The following is a 25,187-nucleotide window of genomic DNA, read 5'->3' as shown; positions in this document are numbered from 1 at the left end:
GGTGCCGCGTGGGTTCGAAGGGCCACCGAGCCCCAGGACAGCGTCCGCCGCACCTTTCCTCCGAGGAGCAGAGATGTCCGCTACCCCCGTCGCCACCCCCGCCGAGGTCACGCCCGCCGAGCGCGTGCAGCAGCACCGTCGGTACCTCATGTGCCGCCCCGAGCACTTCACGGTGAGCTACAGCATCAACCCGTGGATGGAGCCCTCGCGCCCCACCGACACGAACCTCGCCGTGCGGCAGTGGCAGTCGCTCTACGACACCTACACGCAGCTCGGGCACGAGATCGAGCTGATCGACCCGCTCGAGGGACTGCCCGACATGGTCTACACGGCCAACGGCGGCTTCGTGATCGACGGGGTCGCGTACGGTCCCAAGTTCCGCTTCCGTGAGCGCGCGGCCGAGGCCCCCGCGTTCATCGACTGGTTTGCCGCGAACGGCTTCGAGGTCGCCGAGCCGGTCGAGGTCAACGAGGGCGAGGGCGACTTCCTGCTCGTGGGCGACACGATCCTCGCCGGCACGGGTTTCCGTTCCACCGGCGACAGCCACCGTGAGGTGGGCGAGGTCTTCTCGCGCGAGGTCGTGTCGCTGACGCTGACCGACCCTCGGTTCTACCACCTCGACACCGCGATCGCCGTGCTCGATCCCGTGGAGGGCCCCGGCGGCGTCGAGAAGGCGAACATCGCCTACCTCCCCAACGCGTTCGACGATCGGAGCCAGGCGATCCTGCGCGAGCGCTACCCGGATGCCATCCGCGTGTCCGACAGTGACGGTGCGGTCTTCGGGCTGAACTCCGCCAGCGACGGCAAGAACGTCATCATCTCTCCCCGCGCCGTGGGCTTCGAGGCGCAGCTGCGCGAGCGCGGGTACACCCCCGTGAAGGTCGATCTCTCCGAGCTGCTGCTCGGCGGCGGCGGCATCAAGTGCTGCACGCTGGAGCTGCGCGGCGGTTCGCGATGAGTACCACCGTCGACAACCTCGGCGCTCGTCTGATCGCCGAAGAGGGCGCGCACCTCGCCCACAACTACCACCCGCTGCCCGTCGTGGTCTCGCGCGCCGAGGGCGTCTGGGTCACCGACATCGAGGGCAAGCGGTACCTCGATCTGCTGTCGGCATACTCGGCGCTCAACTTCGGCCACGGACACCCGGCGATCCTCGCCGCCGCCCGAGAGCAGCTCGAGCGCCTGACTCTCACCAGTCGCGCGTACCACAACGACCGTCTCGGTCCCTTCGCCGCCGCGCTCGCGCAGCTCTGCGGCAAAGATCTCGTGCTGCCGATGAACACCGGCGCCGAGGCCGTCGAGACCGGGATCAAGCTCGCGCGCGCCTGGGGCTACCGCACCAAGGGCATTGCCCCGGATGCCGCGACGATCATCGTGGCGAACGGCAACTTCCACGGCCGCACCACCACGATCGTCGGCTTCAGCGACGACCCCACGGCGCACGACGACTTCGGTCCCTATGCGCCGGGCTTCGTGCACGTGCCCTACGGCGACGCGGATGCCATCGCCGCCGCGATCGACGAGAACACCGCGGCCGTCATGCTCGAGCCCATCCAGGGCGAGGCCGGTGTGGTGCTCCCGCCCGAGGGGTTCCTGCAGCGGGTCCGCGAGATCTGCACCGAGAACAACGTGCTCTTCATCGCCGATGAGATCCAGTCGGGTCTGGGACGAGTGGGCGAGACGTTCGCGTGCGATCGCGAGGGCGTCGTGCCCGACGTCTATCTGCTCGGCAAGGCGCTCGGCGGCGGCATCCTGCCCCTGTCGGCCGTGGTCGCGAACGAGGACGTGCTCGGCGTCATCCGCGCCGGCGAGCACGGCTCGACCTTCGGCGGCAACCCGCTGGCCGCGGCCGTGGGCCTGCGGGTCGTCGAGATGCTGGCATCCGGAGAATTCCAGACCCGCGCGAAGGCGCTGGGGGCGCACCTCGAGGCGTCGCTGCAATCGCTGGTCGGAAACGGCGTCACGACCGTTCGCATCGCGGGCCTGTGGGCCGGCGTCGACATCGACCCCGCGTACGGCACCGGGCGCGAGGTGGCCGAGAAGCTGCTGACGCGTGGCGTGCTCGTCAAGGACACGCACGGTCAGACGATCCGCATCGCGCCGCCGCTGACCATCCGCGCGACCGAGCTGGACTGGGCCGTCGAGCAGGTTCGGCACGTGCTGTCGGCCTGAGCGCCGAACGGCCCCGCGCCCGCGCCCGCGCCGAGGCGTGCGTGTCCCACTTCGTGCGGACCCCGTGCGGATCTTCTGCACGAAGTGGGACACGGGCCGTCGCGCCGCGGACGGGCGTCGCGCCTCTGAGCGCGCTCAGGCCACCGAGACCGTGCGTTCGTCCCAGCCTGTCGCGCCGTCGGGGGCGGGGGCGGCCACGTCGCTCGTCTGCGTCTGACCGTCGGCCGAGATCGCCCGGCACCGGATCGTGTGCGATCCGCTCGTGGCGTTCCACGGCAGGCTCCACTGCACCCAGGTGTCGGCCGAGATCGCGGTCGCCAGGGTCGCCGCCTGCCACGGGCCGTCGTCGATCTGCACCTCGACGCCCGAGACGCCCACGTGCGTCTGCCAGGCCACGCCCGCGATGACGGTGTCGCCCGCACCCACTCGAGCGCCCGACCGGGGCACGTCGATGCGCGACTGCAGCTTGACGGGTCCGCGTTCCGACCAGCCGCGCGAGGTCCAGTACCCCTCGGCCCGGTCGTAGCGGGTGACCTCGAGCTCGCTCACCCACTTCGTCGCCGAAACGTACCCGTACAGGCCCGGCACGACCATCCGCACGGGGAAGCCGTGCTCGATCGGCAGGGGTTCGCCGTTCATGCCGATGGCCAGCAGGGCGTCTCGGCCGTCGGTGAGGGCTTCGAGCGGAGTGGATGCCGTGAACCCGTCGACCGAGTGCGAGAGCACCATGTCGGCCTCGGTCGTCGGCTTCGCGCGCTCGAGGATGTCGCGAAGGGGCACCCCCAGCCAGCGGGCGGTGCCGATGAGCGATCCGCCCACCTCGTTCGACACGCACACGAGGGTTGCGACGGTCTCCTTCTGGGGGAGGGTGACCAGATCGTCCCACCGCAGCACGACCTCTTGCTCGACCATGCCGTGCACCCGCAGTGTCCAGGTCGCGGGGTCCACCTGCGGAACGACGAGGGCGGTGTCGATGCGGTAGAAGTCCGACGAGGCGGTGATGATCGGCCCGAGCCCGTCGATGCCGAGGTCGGCTCCGGCCGGGACGGGCGTGGTCGTCGCGGGCGAGGGCAGGCGCAGGGCGGAGCGCACCGCGCTGACGGCGCGCGCGCCCCCGCTCACCGCGACGGATCCGACGGCGGCGAGGGCTCCGGCCATGACGGCCACCCCCGACAGCGCGAGGACGCTGCGCCGCGAGACGCCGTCGTCGGTCGGGGCCTTCGTCGACCGTCGCCGGAGCCGGGCGACCAGCAGCCCGGCCACCAGGGCGGCGGCTCCCGCGACCAGCGACGGGAGGGGCGACAGTGTCCCGGCATCCGCCCGCGTCATCGAGACGATCGCGCCGATCACCCCGAGCGCCACGAGGACGACCCGCCCCCACGGGGCCTTGCGCCGTTCGAGAACTCCGGCGACCCCGGCGACGATCAGCAGCAGTACCGCGATCCCCACGAGCAGGGCCGCCTTGTCGCCCGTGCCGAACAGGTCGATGGCCAGGTCTTTCGCCCAGGCCGGGGCGAGGTCGATCATGCCCCCGCCGATGACGGCGAACGGGCTCGCGGTGGGCGAGACGACCGCCGCGGCGAGCTCGCCGAGGCCGGCGCCGAACACGGTGGCGGCGATCGAGGCGACGATCGCCGCGAGATCACGGCGGCGGGAAGATGCGGGGGTCACGAAGGGAGCCTAGGGAGCCCCGGGCACCCGGGCGCCGCGCGTGCGATATTCACAGGCAACCGGCACCCGTCGCCGCACGGGGTCGCAGACGGAGGGCGGTGTCAAGCTTCTATCCGAAAGTCTCCGCGATCCCCACACTGACGCGGTGAAGCACCGCGACCATTCGGCATCCCCTCTTCTCCTGTCCGACGACGCCCCCGACCTCGACGATGTCCGCGAGGCGCTGGCGGGCATGGATGCCGTCGAGGTGCCCGGCCGCGACATCGCCGCGACCCTGGCCTGGGCGACGACCGTCACCTCGCCGCGCTCTCTCGGCGCGACCTGGGAGCTGCTGGCCTCGGTCTCGGCGCGCGACGTGGCCGCCGCCCGCGTGCTCGAGCCGCACCTCGACGCCCTCGCGATCCTCGACGAGGCCGCCCGCGAGGGGATCGACGTCGACCTCGAGCCCGGCGGGTCGTGGGGGGTCTTCGCGGCGGAGGGGCCCGGCACGCGCGTAGAGGCGCGACGCTCCGCCGGTACCTGGACACTGCACGGGACCAAGCCGTGGTGCTCGCTCGCCGCCCACCTCGATCGCGCGCTCGTGACCGCGTGGGTCGACGACGAACGGCGACAGCTCTTCGCCCTCGACCTGCGCGCCCCGGGCGTCACCGCGCGGACCGGCCCCTGGCACGCCCGCGGACTCGACCGGGTCGTCAGCGCGCCGATCGACCTCGACGAAGCGGTCGCCGTCCCCGTGGGGGAGCCCGGCTGGTACCTGCGTCGGCCCGGCTTCGCGCACGGCGGGGTGGGGGTCGCGGCGTGCTGGTGGGGCGGGGCCCTGCCGCTGCGTGACGCGTTGCAGGCGGCTGCAGCCGTCGACCGCGCCGACCAGCTCTCCCGCGTGCATCTCGGCCGCGCCGATACGGCGCTCTGGGCCGCCCGCACCGTCTTGCGCGAGACGGCGGCGGTCTTCGAGGCCGGGGGTGCGGCATCCGCCGGTCTGCGTGCCGCCCGCGCGCGCACCGTGGTCGCCGACGCCGTCGAGACCACCCTCGTCCAGGCCGCGCACGCGCTGGGACCGTTGCCGCTCGTCGCCGACGAGGCGCACGCGCGGCGCGTCGCCGACCTGCAGGTCTACCTGCGTCAGCACCACGGCGAGCGCGACGTCGCGCGGATCGGCGCCGAGGTCGCGACGGGAGCGGTCGCGTGGTGAGCTTCGACCATCGCGATCCCGGCACCGACGAGAGCGTCTGGGCCGAGGCTCTTCGCCGAGACCTGCCCCCGCTCGATCTCGACGTCGACCATCTGATCGTGGTGGCCGCGCACCCCGACGACGAGAGCCTCGGAGCCGCGGGTCTGCTCGCGACCGCGGCGGCCCGCGGCATCCCGGTCGATCTTCTCGTCGTGACCGACGGCGAGGGCTCTCACCCCGATTCGCCCACCCACGGGCCCGCGACCCTCGCGCTGATGCGCCGCCGCGAGCTCTACGATGCGGCGCGCATCGTGGGGCTGGTCGGTGAACCGATCTTCCTCGGCCTGCCGGACGGCGGGACGGAGGAGTATCGGGATGCCGTCTCCGCGGCGCTGCGCGAAACGCTCGACGCCGCGGCCGGTCGGCGCGTGCTGGTGCTGTCGCCGTGGCGGGGAGACGGGCACCGCGACCACCGGGTCGTCGGCGAGATCGTCGAGCAGGTCTGCGCCGCCCGCGGGGTGCGCTCGCGGGCCTTCCCGATCTGGCTCTGGCACTGGGGCGGCCCTGACGACGTGCCGTGGGACCGCGTCGAACGTCTCGTGCTCGAGCCCCGCGCGCGCGAGGCCAAGACCCGCGCCCTCGACGCGCACCGCAGTCAGCTCGAGCCGCTGTCGCGAGCACCGGGGGACGAGGCGATGATCCACGCCGGAATGCGCGCGCACGCCGAGCGCGACGCCGAGTTCTTCGTCGTTCCGGAGCGCCCCGCCGCCCCGGCGGCCAGTGTCGGCCGGGAGTACTTCGACGACATGTACGCCCGCCACGACGACCCCTGGGGCTTCGACTCGCGGTGGTACGAGGAGCGCAAACGCGCCGTGCTCCTCTCCGCCCTCCCGCGGCGCCGCTACCGTTCGACCCTCGAGGCGGGGTGCTCGACCGGAGCGCTGACCGCGCAGCTGACCGATCGGAGCGATCGGGTGCTCGCCGTCGATCTCGCCCCCGCGGCCCTGGAACGCGCACGGACGCGTCTGGCGGGGCACGACAACGTCGAGCTGCGTCTCGCGACGCTTCCCGGCGCGTGGCCGGAGGGCGAGTTCGACCTGGTCGTGCTGTCGGAGGTGGCGTACTACTGGGCGGGAGTCGACCTCGATCGCGGGCTCACGGCGGCCGCCGCCTCGCTGAGCGTCGACGGCCACCTGGTCGCCTGCCACTGGCGGCATCCGGTCGCCGAGTATCCGCTCAGCGGCGACCAGGTGCACGACGCGCTCGCCGCCCGGGGCGACCTCGTGCGCCTCGCGCGGCACGACGAGGAGGACTTCGTGCTCGAGGTGTACGCGCACCCGGGCGTGCGATCGGTGGCGGCCGAGTCCGGACTCGTCCCGTGAGGGCGGTGGCCGTGGTGATCCCGGCGCACGACGAGGAGGCCCTGATCGGGCGCTGCCTGGCAGCGGTCGACCGGGCCGTCTCCCACGCGAAGGAGCGCACCCCCGACCTGGATGTCGCGGTCGTCGTCGTGCTCGATGCGTGCACCGACACCACCGCCGCGCAGGTGCGGCGCTGGCCGGTCGAGGCGGTCGAGATCGGCGCTCGCCGCGTGGGCACCGCGCGGCGGGTCGGTGTCGCTCATGCGCTCGGGGCGCTCTCCGCGAGTCCGGCCGACACGTGGATCGCCATGACCGACGCCGACACCGTCGTGCCGTCGAACTGGATCACGCACCAGCTCGACCTCGCCGAGGCCGGGGTCGACCTCGTCCTCGGAACCGTCCGCCCCGACTTCGCCGACCTCAGCGCCCGCCACGCCGCGTACTGGCGTGCCACGCACCATCGGGGCGCACCGCCCGGGAACGTCCACGGGGCCAACCTCGGCGTGCGGGCGAGCACGTACGCCCGGGCGGGCGGCATCCCGGATCTCCTCGAGCACGAGGACGTGGCCCTCGTCGGCGCGGCTCGGGCCCTCGGCGCGCGGGAGCGGGCGAGCGATGCGCACGAGGTCGAGACGTCCGGCCGATTCACGGGGCGCACACCCGCCGGCTACGCGGCGTTCCTCGCGCGGGTGCACGCCTGGGTCGATGCGCCACCCCTGGCGGCCCCCGGCGCCTGACGCATCGGGCGGGGGCTCGTCAACCACCTCGGCCGTCGCGCACGCGCGTCGCAGACTGATCGTCCCCCGGAACGAGAGGCACCACCATGAAGGCACTGACCTGGCAGGGCAAGCGCAACGTGAGCGTCGAGGAGGTCCCCGACCCCGAGATCCTCGAGCCGACCGATGCGATCGTGAAGATCACCTCGACCGCGATCTGCGGCTCCGACCTGCACCTCTACGAACTTTTCGGCCCGTTCATCGACAGAGGCGACGTGCTCGGCCACGAGCCGATGGGCGTCGTCGTCGAGGTGGGCTCGGCCGTGACGAACCTGGCCGTCGGCGACCGCGTCGTCGTTCCCTTCAACATCTCGTGCGGTCACTGCTTCATGTGCCGCCGCGGCCTGCAGTCGCAGTGCGAGACGACGCAGGTGCGCGAGTACGGCAGTGGTGCGGCGCTCTTCGGCTACACGAAGCTCTACGGGCAGGTGCCCGGCGGTCAGGCGGAGTACCTGCGCGTGCCGCTGGCCGACTACAACCACATCCGCGTCGGCGACGACCTGCCCGACGACCGCTACCTCTTCCTCAGCGACATCGTGCCGACCGCCTGGCAGGGAGTGCAGTACGCGAACGTCCCCGAGGGCGGCACGCTCGCGGTCATGGGCCTCGGCCCGGTGGGGCAGTTTGCCGCCCGTATCGGCGTGCACCTGGGCTACCGCGTGCTCGCGATCGAGCCCGAACCCGAGCGCCGCGCGATGGCCGAGCGCCACGGCATCCTGACCTACGACCTGACCGACACGGTGGTCGACGAGCTGATCGATCTCACCGAGGGTCGCGGAGCGGATGCCGTGGTGGATGCCGTGGGCATGGAGGCCCACGGAAACGGCGGCATCCGGCTGGCGCAGAACGCCGTGGGGCTGCTCCCCGATGCCCTCGCGCAGAAGGTCATGGACAAGGCCGGGCTCGACCGCCTCGCCGCGGTCTACGCCTCGATCGACCTCGTGCGCCGCGGCGGCACCGTTTCGTTAAGCGGCGTGTACGCCGGTGAGGCGGACGTGCTGCCGATGAAGACGATGTTCGACAAGCAGATCGCCATGCGGATGGGGCAGTGCAACGTCAAGCGCTGGATCGACGACCTGCTGCCGCTGGTCGAAGACCCCGCCGACCCGCTCGGCGTGATGGACCTGGTGACGCACCACGCCCCGCTCGAAGATGCCCCGGGCCTGTACGAGACGTTCCAGAAGAAGGAGGACGGCTGCATTAAGGTGGTCCTGCGCCCCGGCGTCTGAGCCGTGCGGCGGCGCCGCGCGCGGGTGGGAAACGTGTGCGCAACACGGCGCTGAGTAGAGTCGACGCATGGGTGACCTGTTCGACGGTTACGGCTCCACGCTGGCGCCGCGCAAGACCGCTTCCGGCATCCCGGCGTTCGACGAGATGTTCGGCGTTCCGGCGAGTCCCGGAGATGCCGCCCCCTCGCGCGAGGCGTACCGGGAGCTGTACCAGACGCTCGCGCAGATGACGCAGGAAGAGCTGCGCGGGCGCACCGAGTCGCTCGCCAGCTCGTACCTCGCGCAGGGCGTGACGTTCGACTTCGCGGGCGAGGAACGCCCTTTCCCGCTGGATGCCGTGCCCCGGGTCATCGCGTACGACGAGTGGTCGCGCATCGAGGCCGGCGTGAAGCAGCGCGTCAAGGCTCTCGAGGCGTTCCTCGACGACGCCTACGGCAATCAGCACTGCGTACGCGACGGCATCCTGCCCGCGGGTCTCATCTCGTCGTCGCAGTACTTCTACCGTCAGGCCGCGGGTATCCGCAGCGCCAACGGCGTGCGCATCCAGGTGTCGGGCATCGATCTGATCCGCGACGAGCACGGCGAGATGCGCGTGCTCGAAGACAACGTGCGCGTGCCCTCCGGCGTCTCGTACGTCATCTCGAACCGCCGCGTCATGGCGCAGACGCTGCCCGAGCTGTTCGTCTCGATGCGGGTCCGCCCCGTCGGCGACTACCCGAACAAGCTGCTCGCCGCCCTCCGCGCCTCGGCCCCGCCCGGGATCGACGACCCGAACATCGTCGTGCTCACCCCGGGTGTCTACAACTCGGCGTACTTCGAGCACACGCTGCTCGCGCGCCTCATGGGCGTCGAGCTCGTCGAGGGGCGCGACCTGCTCTGCATCGGCGGCAAGGTGTTCATGCGCACGACCCGAGGCCCCCAGCGCGTCGACGTCATCTACCGCCGCGTCGACGACGACTTCCTCGACCCGCTTCAGTTCCGCGCCGACTCGATGCTCGGCGCCCCCGGGCTCATGCTCGCCGCGCGTCTGGGAAACGTCACGATCGCGAACGCGGTGGGCAACGGCGTCGCCGACGACAAGCTGCTCTACACGTATGTTCCCGACCTCATCCGGTACTACCTCGCCGAGGAGCCGATCCTCAAGAACGTCGACACTTGGCGGCTGGAAGACCCGGGCGCTCTCGAAGAGGTGCTCGACCGTCTTCCCGAGCTGGTCGTGAAGCCCGTCGACGGTTCGGGCGGAAAGGGCCTGGTCGTGGGGCCCGACGCCTCGCCCGCCGAGCTCGACGCCCTGCGCAAGCGGCTTCTGGCAGACCCGCGCGGGTGGATCGCCCAACCCGTCGTCATGCTCTCGACCATCCCGACCCTGGTCGAAGACGGCATGCGCCCTCGCCACGCCGACCTGCGCCCCTTCGCGGTCAACGACGGCGACGACATCTGGGTGCTGCCCGGGGGCCTCACCCGCGTCGCCCTCCCCGAGGGGCAGTTGGTGGTGAACTCCAGCCAGGGCGGCGGCTCGAAGGACACCTGGGTCGTCGGCGGCTCGGCCCCCTCCCACGTGGAGTACGGGCAGGGCAACGGCGTCTCGGGACTCGTCGCCGACCAGGCCGCGGTGACCGAGGCGATCCCGATCGTCTACGACGGTCAGCCCGCCCCCTCGACGTCGCCGCGCGACCCGCGGCCCGGCTCGACCTCCGGCAAGGAGCAGCAAGAGCAACAGCAGCAGGATGCCGCCGTGCAGCACGGTCCGCAGGCCGAGCAGCAGCAGCAGTCGCAGGAGGTGCCCGGATGCTGAGTCGCATCGCCGAATCGCTGTTCTGGATCGGGCGCTACATCGAGCGCAGCGACGGAACCGCCCGCATCCTCGACGTGCACCTGCAGCTGCTGCTCGAGGACCCGTGGATCGATGAGGACACCGCGTGCCGTTCGCTGTTGAGCGTCATGGGTTCTGCCTGGCCCGAGAACGTCGACTCCGTACGCCGCGACGACGTCCTCGCCCGTCTCGCGGTCGACCGCATGAACCCGTCGAGCATCGCCTATTCGCTGACCGCGGCGCGCGAGAACGCCCGGCGCGCGCGAGAGATCGTCTCGACCGAGCTATGGGAGATCCTCAACACCACGAACGCCCGGATGCCCCGGCGCCTGCAGACCGACAAGGTGCACGAGTTCTTCCAGTGGGTGCGCGAGCGCGCGGCCCTCGCGATCGGCATCGTCGACTCCTCGACGAACCGCGACGAGGCCTGGCAGTTCTTCACCCTCGGGCGCAGCATCGAGCGCACCGACATGACCGCGCGCTTGCTGGCGACGCGCTCGCTCACCGAGGTCTCGGGCCCGTCGTGGACGACGATCCTCCGCTCGTGCGGCGCGTACGAGGCGTACCTGCGCACCTACCGCGGCATGCCGAGCGCCCGCAACGCGGCGGAGTTCCTCCTGCTCGACCGGCTCTTCCCGCGCTCGATCATCTACTCGATCCAGCGTGCCGAGGACTGCATGAGCGCCATCGACCCGCGCGCCGACCGCGTCGGTCACTCCAACACGGTGCTCCGGGCTCTCGGCCAGATCCGCAACGACCTCGAGTACCGCCCCGTCAGCGACATCCTGGCGGAGCTGCCCGAGCACATGCAGCGCGTGCAGACGGTGACCCGGGAGGCGTCGGAGGCGATCCGCTCGCGGTTCTTCCCGACGCAGGCCGAGCCGAGCTGGATCGGAGAGATCTCATGACGGATGCCGTGGCCACTGCCCGGATGACGACCTCGGGGAGCCGTCGATGAAACGTCTGCGCATCGAACACCAGACCGGGTTCGTCTACCCGGGCGACGTCGTCGCCTCGTACAACGAGGCGCGCATGCTGCCGCACTCGACCGACAGCCAGTTCGTGCTGAGCTCGTCGCTCGACATCGAGCCGTCGACCTCCGTCAACCAGTACGTCGACTACTTCGGCACGCGGGTGGCGGCGTTCGACGTGCTGTCTCCGCACGGGGCGCTCACGATCACCGCGCGCTCCCTCGTCGAGGTGCGTCCTCGTCCCATCGAACACGCCGACATCACGTGGGAGCAGCTGGCCTCCGAGGCCGCTCGCTCGATCACGACCGTCGAGCAGTTGACGCAGACCCGTCGCACGACCCCGCACCCCGAGGTGGCGGAGCTCGCCCGCTCGATCGCCGCGCAGCACGACCGGCCCGGCCCCGCGGCGCACGCGATCGCCGAGGCGATCGGCAACGCCATCGACTACATGCAGGGCGTCACGGGCGTGCATTCGACGGCGGTCGACGCGTGGGAGGCGCGAAAAGGCGTCTGTCAGGACATCGCCCACATCGCGATCGGGGCCCTGCGCGAGGTCGGCATCCCGGCCCGATACGTGTCGGGCTACCTGCACCCGAAGCCCTCCGCCGAGGTGGGCGAAGCGGTGACGGGGGAGTCGCACGCGTGGGTCGAATGGTTCGCCGGCGACTGGCAGGGCTTCGACCCGACGAACAACATCGAGATCGGCGACCGGCACGTGCTGGTGGGTCGCGGCCGCGACTACAACGACGTGCCCCCGCTCCGCGGCGTGTACGCCGGCCCCGGCAAGAGCAACCTCAAGGTCAAGGTCACGATCACGCGCGAGACCTGAGGTCCCCGGGCAGGTCCGGACGCGGGCCGTCGTGCGGAGCCTGTGCTCGACACGCCGGGAGCCGGCATCCCGGACAGGCGTGTCGACCACGACGTCCGCGGGACGGCGCGGCACGGTGGAACGGGATGCCGCGGGTCAATCCTGCGGGCCGACCGCGGATGCCGCGGCGCCGAGCAACCGCTGGACGTCGCGGTGCACGGCGAGCAGGTCCGCCGTCTCGCCGCGGTCGGCGCGGCGGGCCCACTCGTCGAGTGCGGTTCGCATCTCGAGCGCCGCGAGGCCGACGGCGGCCCGCACGGGGAGCTCGCTCAGGCCCACGCGTGCGGCGATCTCGGGGATGAAGCGGTCGGACGAGGTCGTCTCGCGGCGGATGGCGGCGCCCAGCAGTGAGGGCTCGTGACCGATCAGCCGGCGCACGCGGAGAAACCTCTCTCGCGCTCGGGCGTCCGCGTGCAGGCGCGCCAGTTCGAGGGCGAAGACGTCTCGGAGAGCGCGGGTGAGGGTGCCGATGTTGTCGCCGTCGGCTCCGACCTCGGCGAGGGCGGAGACGAAGCGCTCGTCGTCGATGAAGACGGCGTCTTCTTTCGTGCCCGCCAGGCGGAAGAACGTGCGCGCCGACACTCCCGCTCGAGCGGCGATCTCGTCGACCGTGGTGCGGGCGACCCCCTTCTGCTCGAAGAGGTCCAGGGCCGCTTGGCAGATCTCGAGGGTGGTCTCGCGTCGACGACGCTCTCGTAATCCCTCGCCGGCGGGTGCCGCTGCGGTCTCCATATCGGCTACAGTAGTCCATGTCTTATTGGCAGTAACTGCCAACTTGTCTTGAACTGCTCAGATTGGTCTCTCATGGTCGCCACCGGAACTGTCCCCACCGCCGCGCCACCCGGAAGGACCGCCGCCCGCCCGGGTGCGGTCATCGCCCTGCTGGTGGTCGCCGCCTTCGTCGTGATCCTCAACGAGACGATCATGGGAGTCGCGCTTCCCGAACTCATGCGTGAGCTCGACATCACCGCGGCCACCGCCCAGTGGCTCACCACGGCGTTCCTGCTCACGATGGCCGTGGTCATCCCGGCCACGGGCTTCCTCATCCAGCGCTTCCCCCTGCGCACCCTGTTCTTCACCGCGATGGGTCTGTTCACTCTCGGAACCGTCATCGCAGCCTCGGCCCCCGGCTTCGGCGTGCTGCTGATCGGACGCATCGTGCAGGCGTCCGGTACGGCGATCATGATCCCGCTGCTGTTCACGACGGTGCTCAACGTGGTGCCCGCGAACCGCCGCGGACGCATGATGGGCCTCATCTCGATCGTGATCTCGGTCGCACCCGCCGTCGGCCCGACGGTCTCGGGGCTGATCCTTTCGGTCTTCCCCTGGCGCGCGATGTTCATCGTGATGGTGCCGATCGCCCTCGTGGCGATCGCGCTCGGCGCCCGCTGGGTCAAGAACCTCACCGAGACGCGTCGCGTGAGCCTCGACGTGCTCTCGGTGGTGCTCTCGGCCCTCGCCTTCGGCGGCATCATCTTCGGCCTCTCGAGCATCGGCGAGGCGGCCGGCGGACACGCGCTCGTGCCGATCTGGGTCCCGCTCGTGGTCGGTGCGGTGGCGCTGGCCGGCTTCGTCGTGCGTCAGCTGCGTCTGGGCGCGACCGACCGCGTGCTGCTGAACCTCGCGGTGTTCCGCCACTCGACCTTCACCATCGCGGTCGTGCTCGTGGTGGTCGCGATGACGGTGCTCTTCGGGGTGTTGATCCTGCTGCCGCTGTATGTCCAGAACGTGCTGGGTCTCGGCACCTTGTCGGCCGGTCTCATGCTGCTGCCGGGTGGTCTGCTGATGGGGCTCATGGCGCCGCTCGTCGGCAACCTCTTCGACCGCTTCGGTGCCCGGCCGCTTGTTCTTCCGGGGGCGATCGTGGCGAGCGTGGCCCTGTGGGGCTTCGCGACCCTGTCGGTGGACACGTCGATCGGGTTCGTCATCGCCGTGCACTGCGTGCTGAGCCTGGGGCTGGCGTTCATGTTCACCCCGCTCATGACCTCGGCCCTCGGTTCGCTCCCTCGCCACCTCTACCCGCACGGCTCGGCGATCGTGTCGACCGTCCAGCAGCTCGCGGGGGCGGCCGGTACGGCGGTGTTCGTGACCCTCATGACGGTGGGCGCGGCGGCGTCGGCGGCGCAGGGCACCGGTGTCGTGGATGCCACGGCCTCCGGCATCCACACCGCCTTCTTCGTCGCGGCGTGCCTGTCGCTGGCGGTGATCGTGCTCGCGGTGTTCGTGCGGACGCCGAAGCAGGTCGAGGGCGCCGAGGCGACGCCCGCGCACTGACGGGCGGGCGGTGCGTCAGGAGCCCGTCGAGGCGCGCGCGATGAGCTCGGGGCGGTAGCGCACGGTCCGTGGCGCGGCGGTCGGGTCGACGATGCTCTCGAGGAGCAGGTCGACCGCCGTCGCCCCGATCGCGTGAGCGGGCTGCCGGATGGAGGACAGCGGGACGACCGTCGCCTGGGCGAAGTCGATGTCGTCGTAGCCGATGAGGGCGAGGTCGTCCGGTACGCGGACCGACCCGAGGATCGTGGCGCCCTGCAGCACTCCGACGGCGAGCAGGTCGTTGGCGCAGAAGGCGGCATCCGGTCGGTCCTCCGCCGGGCGGGCGGCGATCCGCTCGCCCACCGCACGACCGGCCAGGACCGTCAGTGCCGGCGTCGCCAGCACCTCGAGGGTGGCGCCCGGTACCTCGTCGAGCGCGCGGCGCGCGCCGGCGAGGCGGTCGGCGACCTGGCGGACGGAGGCCGGCCCGCCCACGAAGGCGATGCGGCGTCGACCGCGTGACAACAGGTGGCGTACGGCGAGATAGCCGCCCTCGACGTCGTCGACGGAGACGGCGGCGATGCGCGCGTCGGGCAGCTCGCCGTCGACGAGGACGAGGGGGATGCCGGCGGCGGCCAGGGTGGGTGAGGCGAGATCGCTGGGCGTGAGCAGCACGCCGCGTACGCGCTGCTCGCGGAAGAGATCGAGGTAGGCGCTCTCGCGGGCACCGTCATGGCCGCCGTTGCCGAGCAGTACCGTCATGCCGTGCTCCGCGGCGCGGTCTTCGGCGCCGCGGGCGACTTCGGCGAAGAAGGGGTTCGCGCTGTCGAGGACGATCAGGCCGATCGAGCGGCTGTTTCCGGCCCGAAGCTGGCGGGCAGCGTCGTTGCGCACGAATCCGAGGTCGTCGATGGCCTCGTGGACGCGCTCGACGGTCGCGGCGGACACCTTCTCGGGGCGGTTGAGCACGTTCGAGACCGTGCCCACCGAGACGCCGGCGGCGGCGGCGACGTCTTTGATGCTCGGCGTCATCGTTTCTTCCCGGTTGTTGACGAACGTGTGGCGTCCAGGTTACTCTCTGAAACGATTCACCGATTGGAACGATTCAACATCGAATCGTCGGGCACCGTCAGCCCCCTCCGATCCGTGGACGACCACGAAGGAGTGACATGACAGCCCGCGTTGCTTTCACGCTGCGCGTCCGAGCCGAGCTCGCCGACGCGTACGTCTCCCGGCACAGCCCGGTGAGCGCCGAGATGCTCGCCGAGATCGCCGCGGCCGGACGCCGCAACTACTCGCTGTTCCTCGACCGCGCCACCGGCACGCTGTTCGGCTACTACGAGACCGACGACGCCGCCGCCGCGCAGCAGTACCTCGCCGCCTCCCCGATCGCCGCGGCCTGGGAAGCCGAGATGGCCCCCTTCTTCGCCGACCTCGACGGCCGCCCCGACCAGGCGGCCACCCCCCTCGTCGAGGTCTTCCACCTCGCCGACCAGCTCGCGGACGCCGGATCCTCGGCATCCGCCCCGAACGAAAGCACCCAGCCATGACGACGCTGTCACCCGATGTCCTCGCGACCCTCGAGAAGCAGGCGATCGAGCTGCCCTCGTGGGCCTTCGGCAACTCCGGCACGCGCTTTCGCGTGTTCCCGACCGCCGGCACCCCGCGCGACCCCTTCGAGAAGATCGCCGACGCCGCCGAGGTCAACCGCCTCACCGGCCTCGCCCCCTCGGTCGCCCTCCACATCCCGTGGGATCTCGTCGACGACTTCGACGCCCTGCGTCGGCACGCCGAGGACCTCGGGGTGCGCCTCGGCACGATCAACTCGAACACGTTCCAGGACGAGGACTACAAGTTCGGCGCCCTCACCCACCACGACGAGCGGATCCGCCGCAAGGCCATCGAGCACCACCTCGCCTGCATCGACGTGATGGATGCCACGGGCTCGCGCGACCTGAAGATCTGGCTCGCGGAGGGGTCGAACTACCCGGGTCAGAACGACATGCGCGACCGCCAGGACCGCCTGAACGACTCCCTGCGGCAGATCTACGCCCGCCTCGGCGACGACCAGCGTCTCGTGCTGGAGTACAAGTTCTTCGAGCCGTCGTTCTACCACACCGATGTTCCCGACTGGGGGACCTCCTACGTGCAGGTGGCGTCGCTCGGTGACAAGGCGATGGTGTGCCTGGACACGGGACACCACGCACCCGGAACGAACATCGAGTTCATCGTGATGCAGCTGCTGCGGCTCGGGAAGCTCGGCTCGTTCGACTTCAACTCCCGCTTCTACGCCGACGACGACCTCATCGTCGGTGCGGCCGATCCGTTCCAGCTGTTCCGCATCCTCGTCGAGGTCGTGCGCGGTGGCGGCCTGAACAACCCCGAGGTCGCGTTCATGCTCGACCAGTGCCACAACATCGAGGACAAGATCCCCGGGCAGATCCGCTCGGTGCTCAACGTGCAGGAGATGACGGCCCGCGCCCTGCTGCTGGATCGTGACGCACTCTCATCCGCGCAGCAGGCGAACGACGTGCTCGGCGCCAACGCCGTGATGATGGACGCCTTCGCGACCGACGTGCGCCCGGCCCTGGCCGAATGGCGCACCGCGCGGGGCCTTCCCGCCGACCCGATGGCGGCGTACGCCGCCTCCGATTACCAGACCCGCATCGCCGCCGACCGTGTCGGCGGCACCCAGGCCGGATGGGGAGCCTGATCATGACCACGACCACCACCAAGCGGCCGCTCTCGGCCTGGAAAGCCACGATCGCCGTGGCGATGTCGAACTACATCGAGGCGGGCGCGATCATCGCCCTCGCCACGAGCCTCACGCTCTGGCAGGAGTCTTTCGGCTTCAGCGACGGCGTCGTCGGCGTCATCGCGGCCCTTTCGGCCAACGCCTTCGGCTCGGCGATCGGAGCCGCCATCGGCGGCCCCCTCTGCGACCGTCTCGGCCGCAAGTTCATCTACACCTACGACCTCATCGTGTTCATGGTCGGTGCCCTTCTCGTCGCCTTCTCGGGCAACGTCGGCGTGCTGCTGGCCGGAGTCATCCTCATGGGTATCGCCGTGGGCGCCGGGGTGCCGGCATCCTGGACCTACATCGCCGAGGAGGCGCCCAGCGAGCACCGCGCGGCCCATGTCGGAACCGCCCAGCTGGCGTGGTCGATCGGACCGGCCATCGGCTTCCTCCTCGCCGTCGTGGTGGCCCCCCTCGGCCTGTGGGGCTCGCGCCTGATCTTCCTGCACCTGTTCGTCATCGCCGCCGTCACCTGGTGGGTGCGGCGGGGCTTGCCCGAGTCGCGCCGGTGGAAGCAACAGCGGGAGGCGGCGACCAACGCCGGCGAGCGCATCTCGTTCTTCAGCGGTCTGGCGGGGCTCCTGCGCGAGCGGAAGAACTGGACGGCGCTGCTGTTCCTCCTCGGCGTCTACGGCCTGTGGAACACCGTCGCCGGGCAGGCGGGCATCTTCCAGCCCCGGGTCTACGACGCCTCGGGCCTGCACGACCCGGTGCAGCAGAACCTCCTGCAGGTGCTGGTGTGGACCCTCACCGCGGCCGCGACGTACTTCGGGTTCATGCGCTACGGCGATCGCGTGAGCCGGCGCTGGCTGTACTTCGGCGGAGCCGCTCTCGGCGTCGTCGCGTGGGCCGTGCTGATCTACGCCCCGCCCGGACTGGGCTCGCTGCTGTTCTTCGCGGTGGCGTGGGGTGTGTCGGCCGGACTCGGCGCGCAGGCCTTCTACGGCCTGTGGACGGCCGAACTGTTCGCGACCCGCTACCGGGCGAGCGCGCAGGGCGTGCTGTTCATGCTCGCTCGCGTGATGGTCGGACTGCTGAGCCTGGTGTTCCCGATCCTGCTGGCCCAGACCGGGCTGGCCGTGCTCGGGCTCATCATCCTCGCGCTGCTCGTGGCGGCGCTCGTCATCGGCACCGTGTGGGCGCCGAAGACCGAGGGCAAGTCGCTCGATGAGATCGAGCACGAGCGGTACGGCACCGGCGTGCCGCTGTCGACGCCCGTCCCGCCGAATCTCTGATCCGCTCCCGTCCGATCGAAGGGCTTCCCCATGACCAGTTCCCCCTCCGCCGACACCGCCGCCGCCCTCGTCGCGCGCAGCAACCGCCTCGGCTCCGACCCCAAGGTCACCAACTACGCCGGCGGCAACACCTCCGCCAAGGGCACCGACACCGACCCCGTCACCGGTCAGCCGGTGGAGCTGCTGTGGGTGAAGGGCTCCGGGGGTGACCTCGGCACCCTCACCGAGAAAGGGCTCGCCGTGCTGCGCCTCGACCGCGTTCGCGCGCTCGTCGACGTCTATCCCGGCATCGAGCGCGAAGACGAGATGGTCGCGGCCTTCGACTACTGCCTGCACGGCAAGGGGGGAGCAGCGCCCTCGATCGACACTGCCATGCACGCACTGGTCGATGCCGCGCACGTCGACCACCTGCACCCCGACGCGGGCATCGCGATCGCGACGGCCGCCGACGGCGAGGCTCTGACGCAGAAGATCTTCGGCGACGCGGTCGTGTGGGTGCCGTGGCGTCGCCCCGGTTTCCAACTGGGGCTGGACATCGCCGCGATCAAGGAGAAGAACCCGCGGGCGATCGGCACGATCCTCGGCGGCCACGGCATCACCGCGTGGGGAGACACCTCGGAAGAGGCTGAGCGGAACAGCCTGTGGATCATCGACACGGCGCAGGCGTACATCGACGAGCACGGCGCCGCCGAGCCCTTCGGCGGCGTGCGCGAAGGATTCTCCGCCCTGCCCGCGTCGGAGCGCCGCGCGAAGGCGGCGGCCCTCGCCCCGACCATTCGCGGCCTCGCCTCGACCGACAAGCCGATGGTCGGCCACTTCACCGACGCCGATGTCGTGCTCGACTTCTTGGCATCCGAGAAGGCTCCGGCCCTGGCCGAGCTCGGCACGAGCTGCCCCGATCACTTCTTGCGCACCAAGGTCAAGCCGCTCATCCTCGACCTGCCGGCCGACGCCGCGGTAGACGATGCGATCGTCCGGCTGAAGGAACTGCACGTCGCCTACCGCGCGGACTACCAGGCGTACTACGACGCGCACGCCGACGCCGACAGCCCCGCGATCCGCGGCGCCGACCCGCTCATCGTGCTCGTGCCGGGCGTCGGCATGTTCTCGTACGGCGCGAACAAGCAGACCGCCCGGGTGGCGGGGGAGTTCTACGTCAACGCGATCAACGTCATGCGCGGAGCCGAGGCCCTGTCGACGTATTCTCCGATCTCGGATGCCGAGAAGTTCCGCATCGAGTACTGGGCACTCGAAGAGGCCAAGCTCCAGCGGATGCCGAAGCCGAAGACGCACCAGGGGCGCATCGCGTTCGTCACGGGCGCGGCATCCGGAATCGGAAAGGCCATCGCCACGCGCCTCGCCGCCGAGGGCGCGTGCGTCGTCGTCGCCGACCTCGACCTCGACAAGGCCAGGGCGGTCGCCGCCGAGCTCGGGTCGACCGACGTCGCGATCGGGGTCGCCGCGAACGTGGCGGATGCCGAGGGCGTGCAGGCCGCGATCGACGAGACCGTGCTCGCTTTCGGCGGCATCGACCTCGTCGTCAACAACGCCGGACTCTCGCTGTCCAAGCCCCTGCTCGAGACCACCGAGAAGGACTGGGACCTGCAGCACGACGTCATGGCGAAGGGCTCCTTCCTCGTCTCGAAGGCCGCCGCGAAGGCGCTCATCGAGCAGCGCATGGGCGGAGACGTCATCTACATCTCGTCGAAGAACTCCGTCTTCGCCGGGCCCAACAACATCGCGTACTCGGCGACCAAGGCCGACCAGGCGCACCAGGTGCGACTGCTCGCGGTCGAGCTCGGCGAGCACGGTGTGCGCGTGAACGGCATCAACCCCGACGGGGTCGTGCGCGGCTCGGGCATCTTCGCCGCCGGCTGGGGCGCCAACCGCGCCGCGACCTACGGCGTCGAAGAGAAAGACCTCGGCCAGTTCTACGCCAACCGCACGATCCTCAAGCGCGAGGTCGTGCCCGAGAACGTCGCCGACGCGGTGTATGTGCTCACGGGCCCAGAGCTCTCGCGCACGACGGGCCTGCACATCCCCGTCGATTCGGGCGTCGCCGCGGCTTTCCTGCGATGAGCAGCGCCGAGCCGGTCGGGGCCGCGCCGATCGGAGCCGTCCGTGCCGTGGCGGCCGTGGACCTGGGCGCCACCAGCGGCCGTGTGATGATCGGTCGGGTCGGCGACGCGGTGCTCGAGCTCGAGCAGGTCGCCCGCTTCCCCAACGGGCCCGTCGAACGCGAGGACGGGTGGCACTGGGACATCGAGGCCCTGTGGCGCCACGTGCGCGCGGGTCTCGCCGAGGCGCTGCGCCGCGAGCCCTCGATCGAGAGCGTGGGCATCGACTCGTGGGCCGTCGACTACGGACTGCTGCGCGACGGCGAGCTCGTCGCCGAGCCGTTCCATTACCGTGACGACCGCACCGCGCGCGGAGTGGATGCCGTGCACGCGGCCGTTCCGTTCGAGCAGCTGTACCGCCGGAACGGGCTGCAGTTCCTGCCCTTCAACACGCTGTACCAGTACGCTGCCGATCCGCAGCTCGCTACGGCGGAGTCGAGCCTGCTCATTCCCGACCTGTTCGCGGAGCGTCTCACCGGCGAGCGGGTCGCCGAGCGTACGAACGCCTCGACGACCGGGTTGCTCGACGTGCACACGGGGGAGTGGGACGCCGCGCTCGCCGAGGCGCTCGGCACCCCCGCATCCGTCCTGCCCCCGCTCGTGGACCCCGGAGAGACGATCGGGAACGCGCCCGAGGATCTCGGGGGCCTGCCGGTCGTGGCCGTCGGCTCGCACGACACCGCCTCGGCCGTGGTGGCGGTACCGATGTCGTCGCCGCACGCGGCCTACATCTCGTGCGGCACGTGGGGCCTGGTGGGTCTGGAGCTCGAGGCGCCGATCGTGACGGATGCCGCGCGTGCGGCGAACTTCACCAACGAGGGCGGTGTCGACGGGCGCATCCGCTTCCTGCGCAACGTCACGGGCCTGTGGTTGCTCAGCGAGACCGTGCGGGCGTGGTCCGAGGCCGACGGCGCACCCGTCGACCTCGGACAACTGCTCGCGGCCGCGGCGTCGGTCGCGGCACCCGCGCGCCTGTTCGATGCCGACGACCCCTCGCTCGCCGCCCCCGGCGACATGCCCGCGCGGATCGCGGCCCTGCTCGGCGGTGCCGCCCCGGGGCGCTCGGGCCGCCCGATGTTCGCGCGAATCATCGTCGAGAGCATCGCCGAGGCGTTCGCGACGACCCTGCGCGCGGCCGAGAGGCTCGCCGAGCGCGAGATCGACGTCGTGCACCTCGTGGGCGGCGGGGCGCTCAACGCCCTGCTGTGCCAGGCGACGGCCGACCGTTCGGGCCTTCCCGTGCTCGCGGGGCCCGTCGAAGCGACCGCGCTCGGAAACGTCCTGGTGCAGGCCCGCGCGCGGGGGTGCTTCGGCGCCGACGCCTCTCTCGAAGACCTGCGGGCCCGCGTATCGGCGGCCTACCCTCCGAAGCGCTTCTCCCCACGATCCTGAAACCCCTTCCCGACCCGCCCGAGCGGGCATACGATGTGGTCAGACCACACGAAAGAGAGATCCCCCATGGTTCAGCGTCAGCTGCCGAAGGTCGGCGAGCTCCTCGAGCTCATGCAGTTCAAGAAGCCCGAGCTCGACGCGCGAAAGCGCCGTCTCGACGCGGCGCTGACGATCGCGGACCTGCGCGCGATCGCCCAGCGTCGCACCCCCAAGGCCGCTTTCGACTACACCGACGGTGCGGCCGAGGGTGAGCTGTCGCTCGACCGCGCGCGCCGCGCCTTCGAGGACGTGGAGTTCCACCCCGACATCCTCCGCCCCGCGGCCGACGTCGACACCTCGTGCGAGATCCTCGGCGGGCCCTCCGCGCTCCCGTTCGGTATCGCGCCCACCGGCTTCACGCGTCTGATGCAGACCGAGGGCGAGACGGCGGGAGCCTCCGCGGCGGCCGCCGCCGGCATCCCGTTCACGCTCTCGACCCTGGGGACGACCTCGATCGAGGACGTCAAGGCGGCCAACCCCGTCGGCCGCAACTGGTTCCAGCTCTACGTCATGAAAGACCGCAGCATCTCGTACGGCCTCGTCGAGCGAGCCGCCGCGGCGGGCTTCGACACCCTGCAGTTCACCGTCGACACCCCCATCGCCGGCGCCCGTCTGCGCGACAAGCGCAACGGCTTCTCGATCCCGCCGCAGCTGACCGTCGGCACCATCGTCAACGCGATCCCGCGGCCCTGGTGGTGGATCGACTTCCTCACCACGCCCAAGCTCGAGTTCGCATCGCTCAGCACGACCGGGGGCACTGTCGGCGAGCTGCTGAACGCGGCGATGGACCCCACGATCAGCTACGACGACCTCGACGTCATCCGCGGGATGTGGCCCGGGAAGCTCGTGGTCAAGGGCGTGCAGAACGTCCAGGATGCCGCGCGCCTGGTCGACCTCGGCGTCGACGGCATCGTGCTGTCGAACCACGGCGGGCGCCAGCTCGACCGCGCCCCCATCCCCTTCCACCTGTTGCCGAAGGTCGTGCGCGAGGTGGGCAAGGACGCGACGATCATGGTCGACACCGGCATCATGAACGGGGCCGACATCGTGGCATCCGTCGCTCTGGGGGCGAAGTTCACCCTCATCGGCCGGGCCTACCTCTATGGCCTCATGGCGGGCGGGCGCCAGGGCGTCGACCGCACGATCGCGATCCTGCGCAGCGAGATCGAGCGCACGATGACCCTGCTCGGGGTCTCGTCCCTCGCCGAGCTCGAGCCGCGTCACGTCACCCAGCTGACGCGGCTGGTGCCGGTGGCCGACCAGGCGGTCGACGCGCGGGTGTGACGCCGGCTGCGCGACCTCGATGATTCGCGCATCCTCCGGCGGTTCGGCATGGATGCGGCTGAGGTTGGGCGGATCGGTGAGGGTGCGGCGGTGTCGCGGCCGGGGTCGCGCCGCGCGAATCTCCGCGATTCGCGCATCCTCTGGTCGTTGGGGCGAGTTCGGCTGAGGATGTGCGGATCGCTGAGGGTGCGCCGGCGTCGCGGCCGGGGTCGCGCCGCGGGAGTCTCCGCGATTCGCGCATCCTCTGGTCGTTCGGGGCGAGTTCGGCTGAGGATGTGCGGATCGCTGAGGGTGCGCCGGCGTCGCGGCCGGGGTCGCGCCGCGCGAGTCTCCGCGATTCGCGCATCCTCTGGTCGTTCGGGGCGAGTTCGACTGAGGATGTGCGGATCGCTGAGGGTGCGGCGGCGCCCGATCACCGACAGAACGGCCGGCCGAACCCGAGCAGCACGCCTCCCACGGGCACGCTCTCACCCGACTCGGCCGACCACTGCTCGCCCACGTTCGTGCGCACGGTGACCCGGTCGGTGCGAAACAGCGAGTACGAACCGTCGTCCGGCACGCGGGCGGCCCGGAACCGCGGGGGGATGTCGGCGATCACGACGCGTCCGTTGACCAGCAGGTCGAAGCTGCGGGGCTCCCACCCGTCGTATGCCCAGGTCACCACCGCTCCGCCGTCGTTGTAGCAGCCGAGCGTTTCCGGACCGGTGACGCGACCCGCGGTGACGGTTCCGGATGCCGCGGACTCGTCGCTGAACGACGCGGAGGCCGGGGTGCTCACGGTCACCCCCGCTGTCGCGACGGCGACCGCGAAACCGAAGCCGCGTCGGAACAGGCGAGACCTGGCGGGTGGCGCGCGCAGAGCTCGACGGGTCGGAGGGGTGTCCTCGGGCGGCGGGGACGGGTCCTCAGGATCGTCGTCGACCCCGCGGCGCAACGCGACCGCGAGGCAGAGGGCGAATGCCGCCACGACGCCCGCGAGCGGGAGGACCTCGCCGGTGCGCAGCCACACGATCGGCATGCCGATCCCGGGCACCCGCAGCACCCCGACGCCGAGGACGGCATCGGGGTGCAGCGGGGTCGAATCGGCGTCGGGGTTGGCGTCGCCCTTCGTGACGAGATCGCCGTCGGGGCCGAGCTCGGCGATGCGGTGCAGGCGCAACCGGTCAGCCCAGTCGGGGTCTGTCGCCAGCACGACACGACCGGGAAGGAGGGCCTCCCGCGGAACGGGTCGTGACACGACGATGTCGCCCACCTCGATCGCCGGCGTCATCGACGCCGTCATCACGGTGGTCGGCAGCCACCCCAGGGCGACGGGTGCCGCCGCCCAGAACGCCAGCGCCAGTACCAGCGCCACGACCGCTCGCGCCGCCGCCACCCCCGCGATGGAAATGATGCGACCAGAGCGCACGGACTCAGCTGTTCTGGGCTTCCCAGACGAACGAGGCCGAGGCGGTTCCGCCCTGCACGGCATTGGGTGCGTCGTCGGCGAGCTTCCACGTGATGCGGAAGGTGCGCGTCTCGCTCCCGCCCCCGGTCGGGCTCCACGCGGTGACCCCCGAACCGTACGAGGAGAACGTTCCGGTGAAGCCGGAGAGGCGGCCATCGAACACCGTGCGCTGCGAGGCGAAACCGTCGCAGGTGCCGGAGCCTCCGCCGGTGCCCTGCTCCACGCGCAAGATCAGGTGATCGGCCAGGCCCGCGGTTCCCGAGACGTCCGCGGCGTAGAGGCGAACCTGCGAGGCGAGGGTGCCGGTCGAGGTGACCGCGATGCAGTTCGTCCCCCCATCTCCCGGCTTGGCGTTGCCGGCGGTGAACAGTGCGCGGCCCGCGTCGTCGTCGTCGAGCTGGACGGTCCCCGCCCGCCAGCTGTTCTGCCCGTTGGAGGTGGTGTCGGAGAAGGCGGCGTACGAACTCGTCGACACCAGCAGGCCCGCCGCGACGAATGCCGCGGGAAGGGCGATCGCGGTGGCGATGCGAGAGGAACGGCGTGTGAATTTCGGCATGATGAATCTCCCCACAAGATCAGTAAGCGAATTAG

Annotated in this window: 21 protein-coding genes; 16 read left to right on the top strand and 5 right to left on the bottom strand. The window is 71.0% G+C overall.

Going from position 1 to position 25,187, the window contains the following annotated elements:
- The first annotated feature begins 73 nt into the window (after positions 1-73).
- Positions 74-958, top strand: a complete 885-nt coding sequence (gene ddaH, locus OVA17_RS04170) for a dimethylargininase (RefSeq protein WP_267788374.1) — start codon at positions 74-76, stop codon at positions 956-958.
- Positions 955-2,172, top strand: coding sequence for an ornithine--oxo-acid transaminase (rocD, locus tag OVA17_RS04165; protein ID WP_267788372.1), 1,218 nt, complete (start codon positions 955-957; stop codon positions 2,170-2,172). The genes ddaH and rocD overlap by 4 nt, the downstream gene beginning before the upstream one ends.
- A 135-nt stretch (positions 2,173-2,307) precedes the next feature.
- Here rocD and OVA17_RS04160 read toward each other — a convergent pair whose 3' ends face one another.
- Entirely contained in the window at positions 2,308-3,843 is a 1,536-nt protein-coding gene (locus tag OVA17_RS04160; protein ID WP_267788371.1) for a molybdopterin-dependent oxidoreductase, read from the bottom strand.
- A 145-nt stretch (positions 3,844-3,988) separates the two neighbouring features.
- Here OVA17_RS04160 and OVA17_RS04155 point away from each other — a divergent pair, with 145 nt between their 5' ends.
- The 7 genes from OVA17_RS04155 (at position 3,989) to OVA17_RS04125 (ending at position 11,993) form a co-directional block, all read left to right on the top strand.
- Complete coding sequence (locus OVA17_RS04155; protein WP_267788370.1) at positions 3,989-5,035, top strand: acyl-CoA dehydrogenase; 1,047 nt, start codon at positions 3,989-3,991, stop codon at positions 5,033-5,035.
- Complete coding sequence (locus OVA17_RS04150) at positions 5,029-6,396, top strand: PIG-L family deacetylase (RefSeq protein WP_267788369.1); 1,368 nt, start codon at positions 5,029-5,031, stop codon at positions 6,394-6,396. Before OVA17_RS04155 ends, OVA17_RS04150 begins: the two co-directional genes overlap by 7 nt.
- Positions 6,397-6,401: 5 nt before the next feature.
- Complete coding sequence (locus OVA17_RS04145; RefSeq protein WP_267788368.1) at positions 6,402-7,112, top strand: glycosyltransferase; 711 nt, start codon at positions 6,402-6,404, stop codon at positions 7,110-7,112.
- Positions 7,113-7,198: 86 nt separating this feature from the next.
- Complete coding sequence (locus tag OVA17_RS04140; RefSeq protein ID WP_267788366.1) at positions 7,199-8,380, top strand: zinc-dependent alcohol dehydrogenase; 1,182 nt, start codon at positions 7,199-7,201, stop codon at positions 8,378-8,380.
- 67 nt (positions 8,381-8,447) lie between these two features.
- Positions 8,448-10,175 carry a circularly permuted type 2 ATP-grasp protein gene (locus tag OVA17_RS04135; protein ID WP_267788365.1) on the top strand — a complete coding sequence of 576 codons (1,728 nt, stop codon included), beginning with the start codon at positions 8,448-8,450 and terminating at the stop codon, positions 10,173-10,175.
- Positions 10,169-11,101 (top strand): alpha-E domain-containing protein, encoded by a 933-nt coding sequence (locus tag OVA17_RS04130; RefSeq protein ID WP_115917012.1) that lies wholly within the window; start codon positions 10,169-10,171, stop codon positions 11,099-11,101. The genes OVA17_RS04135 and OVA17_RS04130 overlap by 7 nt, the downstream gene beginning before the upstream one ends.
- A 46-nt stretch (positions 11,102-11,147) precedes the next feature.
- Complete coding sequence (locus OVA17_RS04125; protein ID WP_210076091.1) at positions 11,148-11,993, top strand: transglutaminase family protein; 846 nt, start codon at positions 11,148-11,150, stop codon at positions 11,991-11,993.
- A 135-nt stretch (positions 11,994-12,128) separates the two neighbouring features.
- On the opposite strand, the gene OVA17_RS04120 is transcribed toward OVA17_RS04125, so the two are convergent.
- Positions 12,129-12,764: a TetR/AcrR family transcriptional regulator gene (locus tag OVA17_RS04120; protein ID WP_267788362.1), complete on the bottom strand. Its 636-nt coding sequence runs from the start codon at positions 12,762-12,764 to the stop codon at positions 12,129-12,131.
- Between the two features lie 72 nt (positions 12,765-12,836).
- Between OVA17_RS04120 and OVA17_RS04115 the strand changes: the two genes are divergently transcribed.
- Positions 12,837-14,306, top strand: a complete 1,470-nt coding sequence (locus OVA17_RS04115; protein ID WP_267788361.1) for an MDR family MFS transporter — start codon at positions 12,837-12,839, stop codon at positions 14,304-14,306.
- Between the two features lie 15 nt (positions 14,307-14,321).
- On the opposite strand, the gene OVA17_RS04110 is transcribed toward OVA17_RS04115, so the two are convergent.
- Positions 14,322-15,317 (bottom strand): LacI family DNA-binding transcriptional regulator, encoded by a 996-nt coding sequence (locus OVA17_RS04110; RefSeq protein WP_267788359.1) that lies wholly within the window; start codon positions 15,315-15,317, stop codon positions 14,322-14,324.
- 137 nt (positions 15,318-15,454) lie between these two features.
- Between OVA17_RS04110 and OVA17_RS04105 the strand changes: the two genes are divergently transcribed.
- The 6 genes from OVA17_RS04105 (at position 15,455) to OVA17_RS04080 (ending at position 23,149) form a co-directional block, all read left to right on the top strand.
- Positions 15,455-15,835, top strand: a complete 381-nt coding sequence (locus OVA17_RS04105) for an L-rhamnose mutarotase (protein WP_267788358.1) — start codon at positions 15,455-15,457, stop codon at positions 15,833-15,835.
- Positions 15,832-16,998: an L-rhamnose isomerase gene (gene rhaI / locus OVA17_RS04100; RefSeq protein WP_210076102.1), complete on the top strand. Its 1,167-nt coding sequence runs from the start codon at positions 15,832-15,834 to the stop codon at positions 16,996-16,998. Before OVA17_RS04105 ends, rhaI begins: the two co-directional genes overlap by 4 nt.
- A gap of 2 nt (positions 16,999-17,000) precedes the next feature.
- Positions 17,001-18,317 carry an MFS transporter gene (locus tag OVA17_RS04095; RefSeq protein ID WP_267788357.1) on the top strand — a complete coding sequence of 439 codons (1,317 nt, stop codon included), beginning with the start codon at positions 17,001-17,003 and terminating at the stop codon, positions 18,315-18,317.
- 30 nt (positions 18,318-18,347) lie between these two features.
- Positions 18,348-20,396, top strand: coding sequence for a bifunctional aldolase/short-chain dehydrogenase (locus tag OVA17_RS04090; protein ID WP_267788356.1), 2,049 nt, complete (start codon positions 18,348-18,350; stop codon positions 20,394-20,396).
- The gene (locus OVA17_RS04085) at positions 20,393-21,826 is read left to right on the top strand and encodes a rhamnulokinase (protein ID WP_267788355.1); all 1,434 of its coding nucleotides are present in this window, start codon (positions 20,393-20,395) and stop codon (positions 21,824-21,826) included. Before OVA17_RS04090 ends, OVA17_RS04085 begins: the two co-directional genes overlap by 4 nt.
- Before the next feature lie 66 nt (positions 21,827-21,892).
- Complete coding sequence (locus tag OVA17_RS04080; protein ID WP_267788354.1) at positions 21,893-23,149, top strand: alpha-hydroxy acid oxidase; 1,257 nt, start codon at positions 21,893-21,895, stop codon at positions 23,147-23,149.
- Positions 23,150-23,561: 412 nt separating this feature from the next.
- On the opposite strand, the gene OVA17_RS04075 is transcribed toward OVA17_RS04080, so the two are convergent.
- The gene (locus OVA17_RS04075) at positions 23,562-24,557 is read right to left on the bottom strand and encodes a S24/S26 family peptidase (protein WP_267788353.1); all 996 of its coding nucleotides are present in this window, start codon (positions 24,555-24,557) and stop codon (positions 23,562-23,564) included.
- Positions 24,558-24,561: 4 nt separating this feature from the next.
- Positions 24,562-25,152 (bottom strand): hypothetical protein, encoded by a 591-nt coding sequence (locus tag OVA17_RS04070; RefSeq protein ID WP_267788352.1) that lies wholly within the window; start codon positions 25,150-25,152, stop codon positions 24,562-24,564.
- Positions 25,153-25,187: the final 35 nt, after the last annotated feature.

It is taken from the genome of Microbacterium sp. SL75 (assembly GCF_026625865.1).
In the GTDB taxonomy this organism is placed as follows: domain Bacteria; phylum Actinomycetota; class Actinomycetes; order Actinomycetales; family Microbacteriaceae; genus Microbacterium.
Note: the sequence above shows the minus strand (reverse complement) of the source record. Positions and strands in the feature narration are given on the sequence as shown.

Excerpts from the sequence above, each read along its gene's own strand:
- ddaH (WP_267788374.1), top strand. The coding sequence starts at position 74 with ATGTCCGCTACCCCCGTCGCCACCCCCGCCGAGGTCACGCCCGCCGAG.
- rocD (WP_267788372.1), top strand. The coding sequence starts at position 955 with ATGAGTACCACCGTCGACAACCTCGGCGCTCGTCTGATCGCCGAAGAG.
- OVA17_RS04140 (WP_267788366.1), top strand. The coding sequence starts at position 7,199 with ATGAAGGCACTGACCTGGCAGGGCAAGCGCAACGTGAGCGTCGAGGAG.
- OVA17_RS04135 (WP_267788365.1), top strand. The coding sequence starts at position 8,448 with ATGGGTGACCTGTTCGACGGTTACGGCTCCACGCTGGCGCCGCGCAAG.
- OVA17_RS04130 (WP_115917012.1), top strand. The coding sequence starts at position 10,169 with ATGCTGAGTCGCATCGCCGAATCGCTGTTCTGGATCGGGCGCTACATC.
- OVA17_RS04125 (WP_210076091.1), top strand. The coding sequence starts at position 11,148 with ATGAAACGTCTGCGCATCGAACACCAGACCGGGTTCGTCTACCCGGGC.
- OVA17_RS04120 (WP_267788362.1), bottom strand. The coding sequence starts at position 12,764 with ATGGAGACCGCAGCGGCACCCGCCGGCGAGGGATTACGAGAGCGTCGT.
- OVA17_RS04115 (WP_267788361.1), top strand. The coding sequence starts at position 12,837 with ATGGTCGCCACCGGAACTGTCCCCACCGCCGCGCCACCCGGAAGGACC.
- OVA17_RS04110 (WP_267788359.1), bottom strand. The coding sequence starts at position 15,317 with ATGACGCCGAGCATCAAAGACGTCGCCGCCGCCGCCGGCGTCTCGGTG.
- OVA17_RS04105 (WP_267788358.1), top strand. The coding sequence starts at position 15,455 with ATGACAGCCCGCGTTGCTTTCACGCTGCGCGTCCGAGCCGAGCTCGCC.
- rhaI (WP_210076102.1), top strand. The coding sequence starts at position 15,832 with ATGACGACGCTGTCACCCGATGTCCTCGCGACCCTCGAGAAGCAGGCG.
- OVA17_RS04095 (WP_267788357.1), top strand. The coding sequence starts at position 17,001 with ATGACCACGACCACCACCAAGCGGCCGCTCTCGGCCTGGAAAGCCACG.
- OVA17_RS04090 (WP_267788356.1), top strand. The coding sequence starts at position 18,348 with ATGACCAGTTCCCCCTCCGCCGACACCGCCGCCGCCCTCGTCGCGCGC.
- OVA17_RS04085 (WP_267788355.1), top strand. The coding sequence starts at position 20,393 with ATGAGCAGCGCCGAGCCGGTCGGGGCCGCGCCGATCGGAGCCGTCCGT.
- OVA17_RS04080 (WP_267788354.1), top strand. The coding sequence starts at position 21,893 with ATGGTTCAGCGTCAGCTGCCGAAGGTCGGCGAGCTCCTCGAGCTCATG.
- OVA17_RS04070 (WP_267788352.1), bottom strand. The coding sequence starts at position 25,152 with ATGCCGAAATTCACACGCCGTTCCTCTCGCATCGCCACCGCGATCGCC.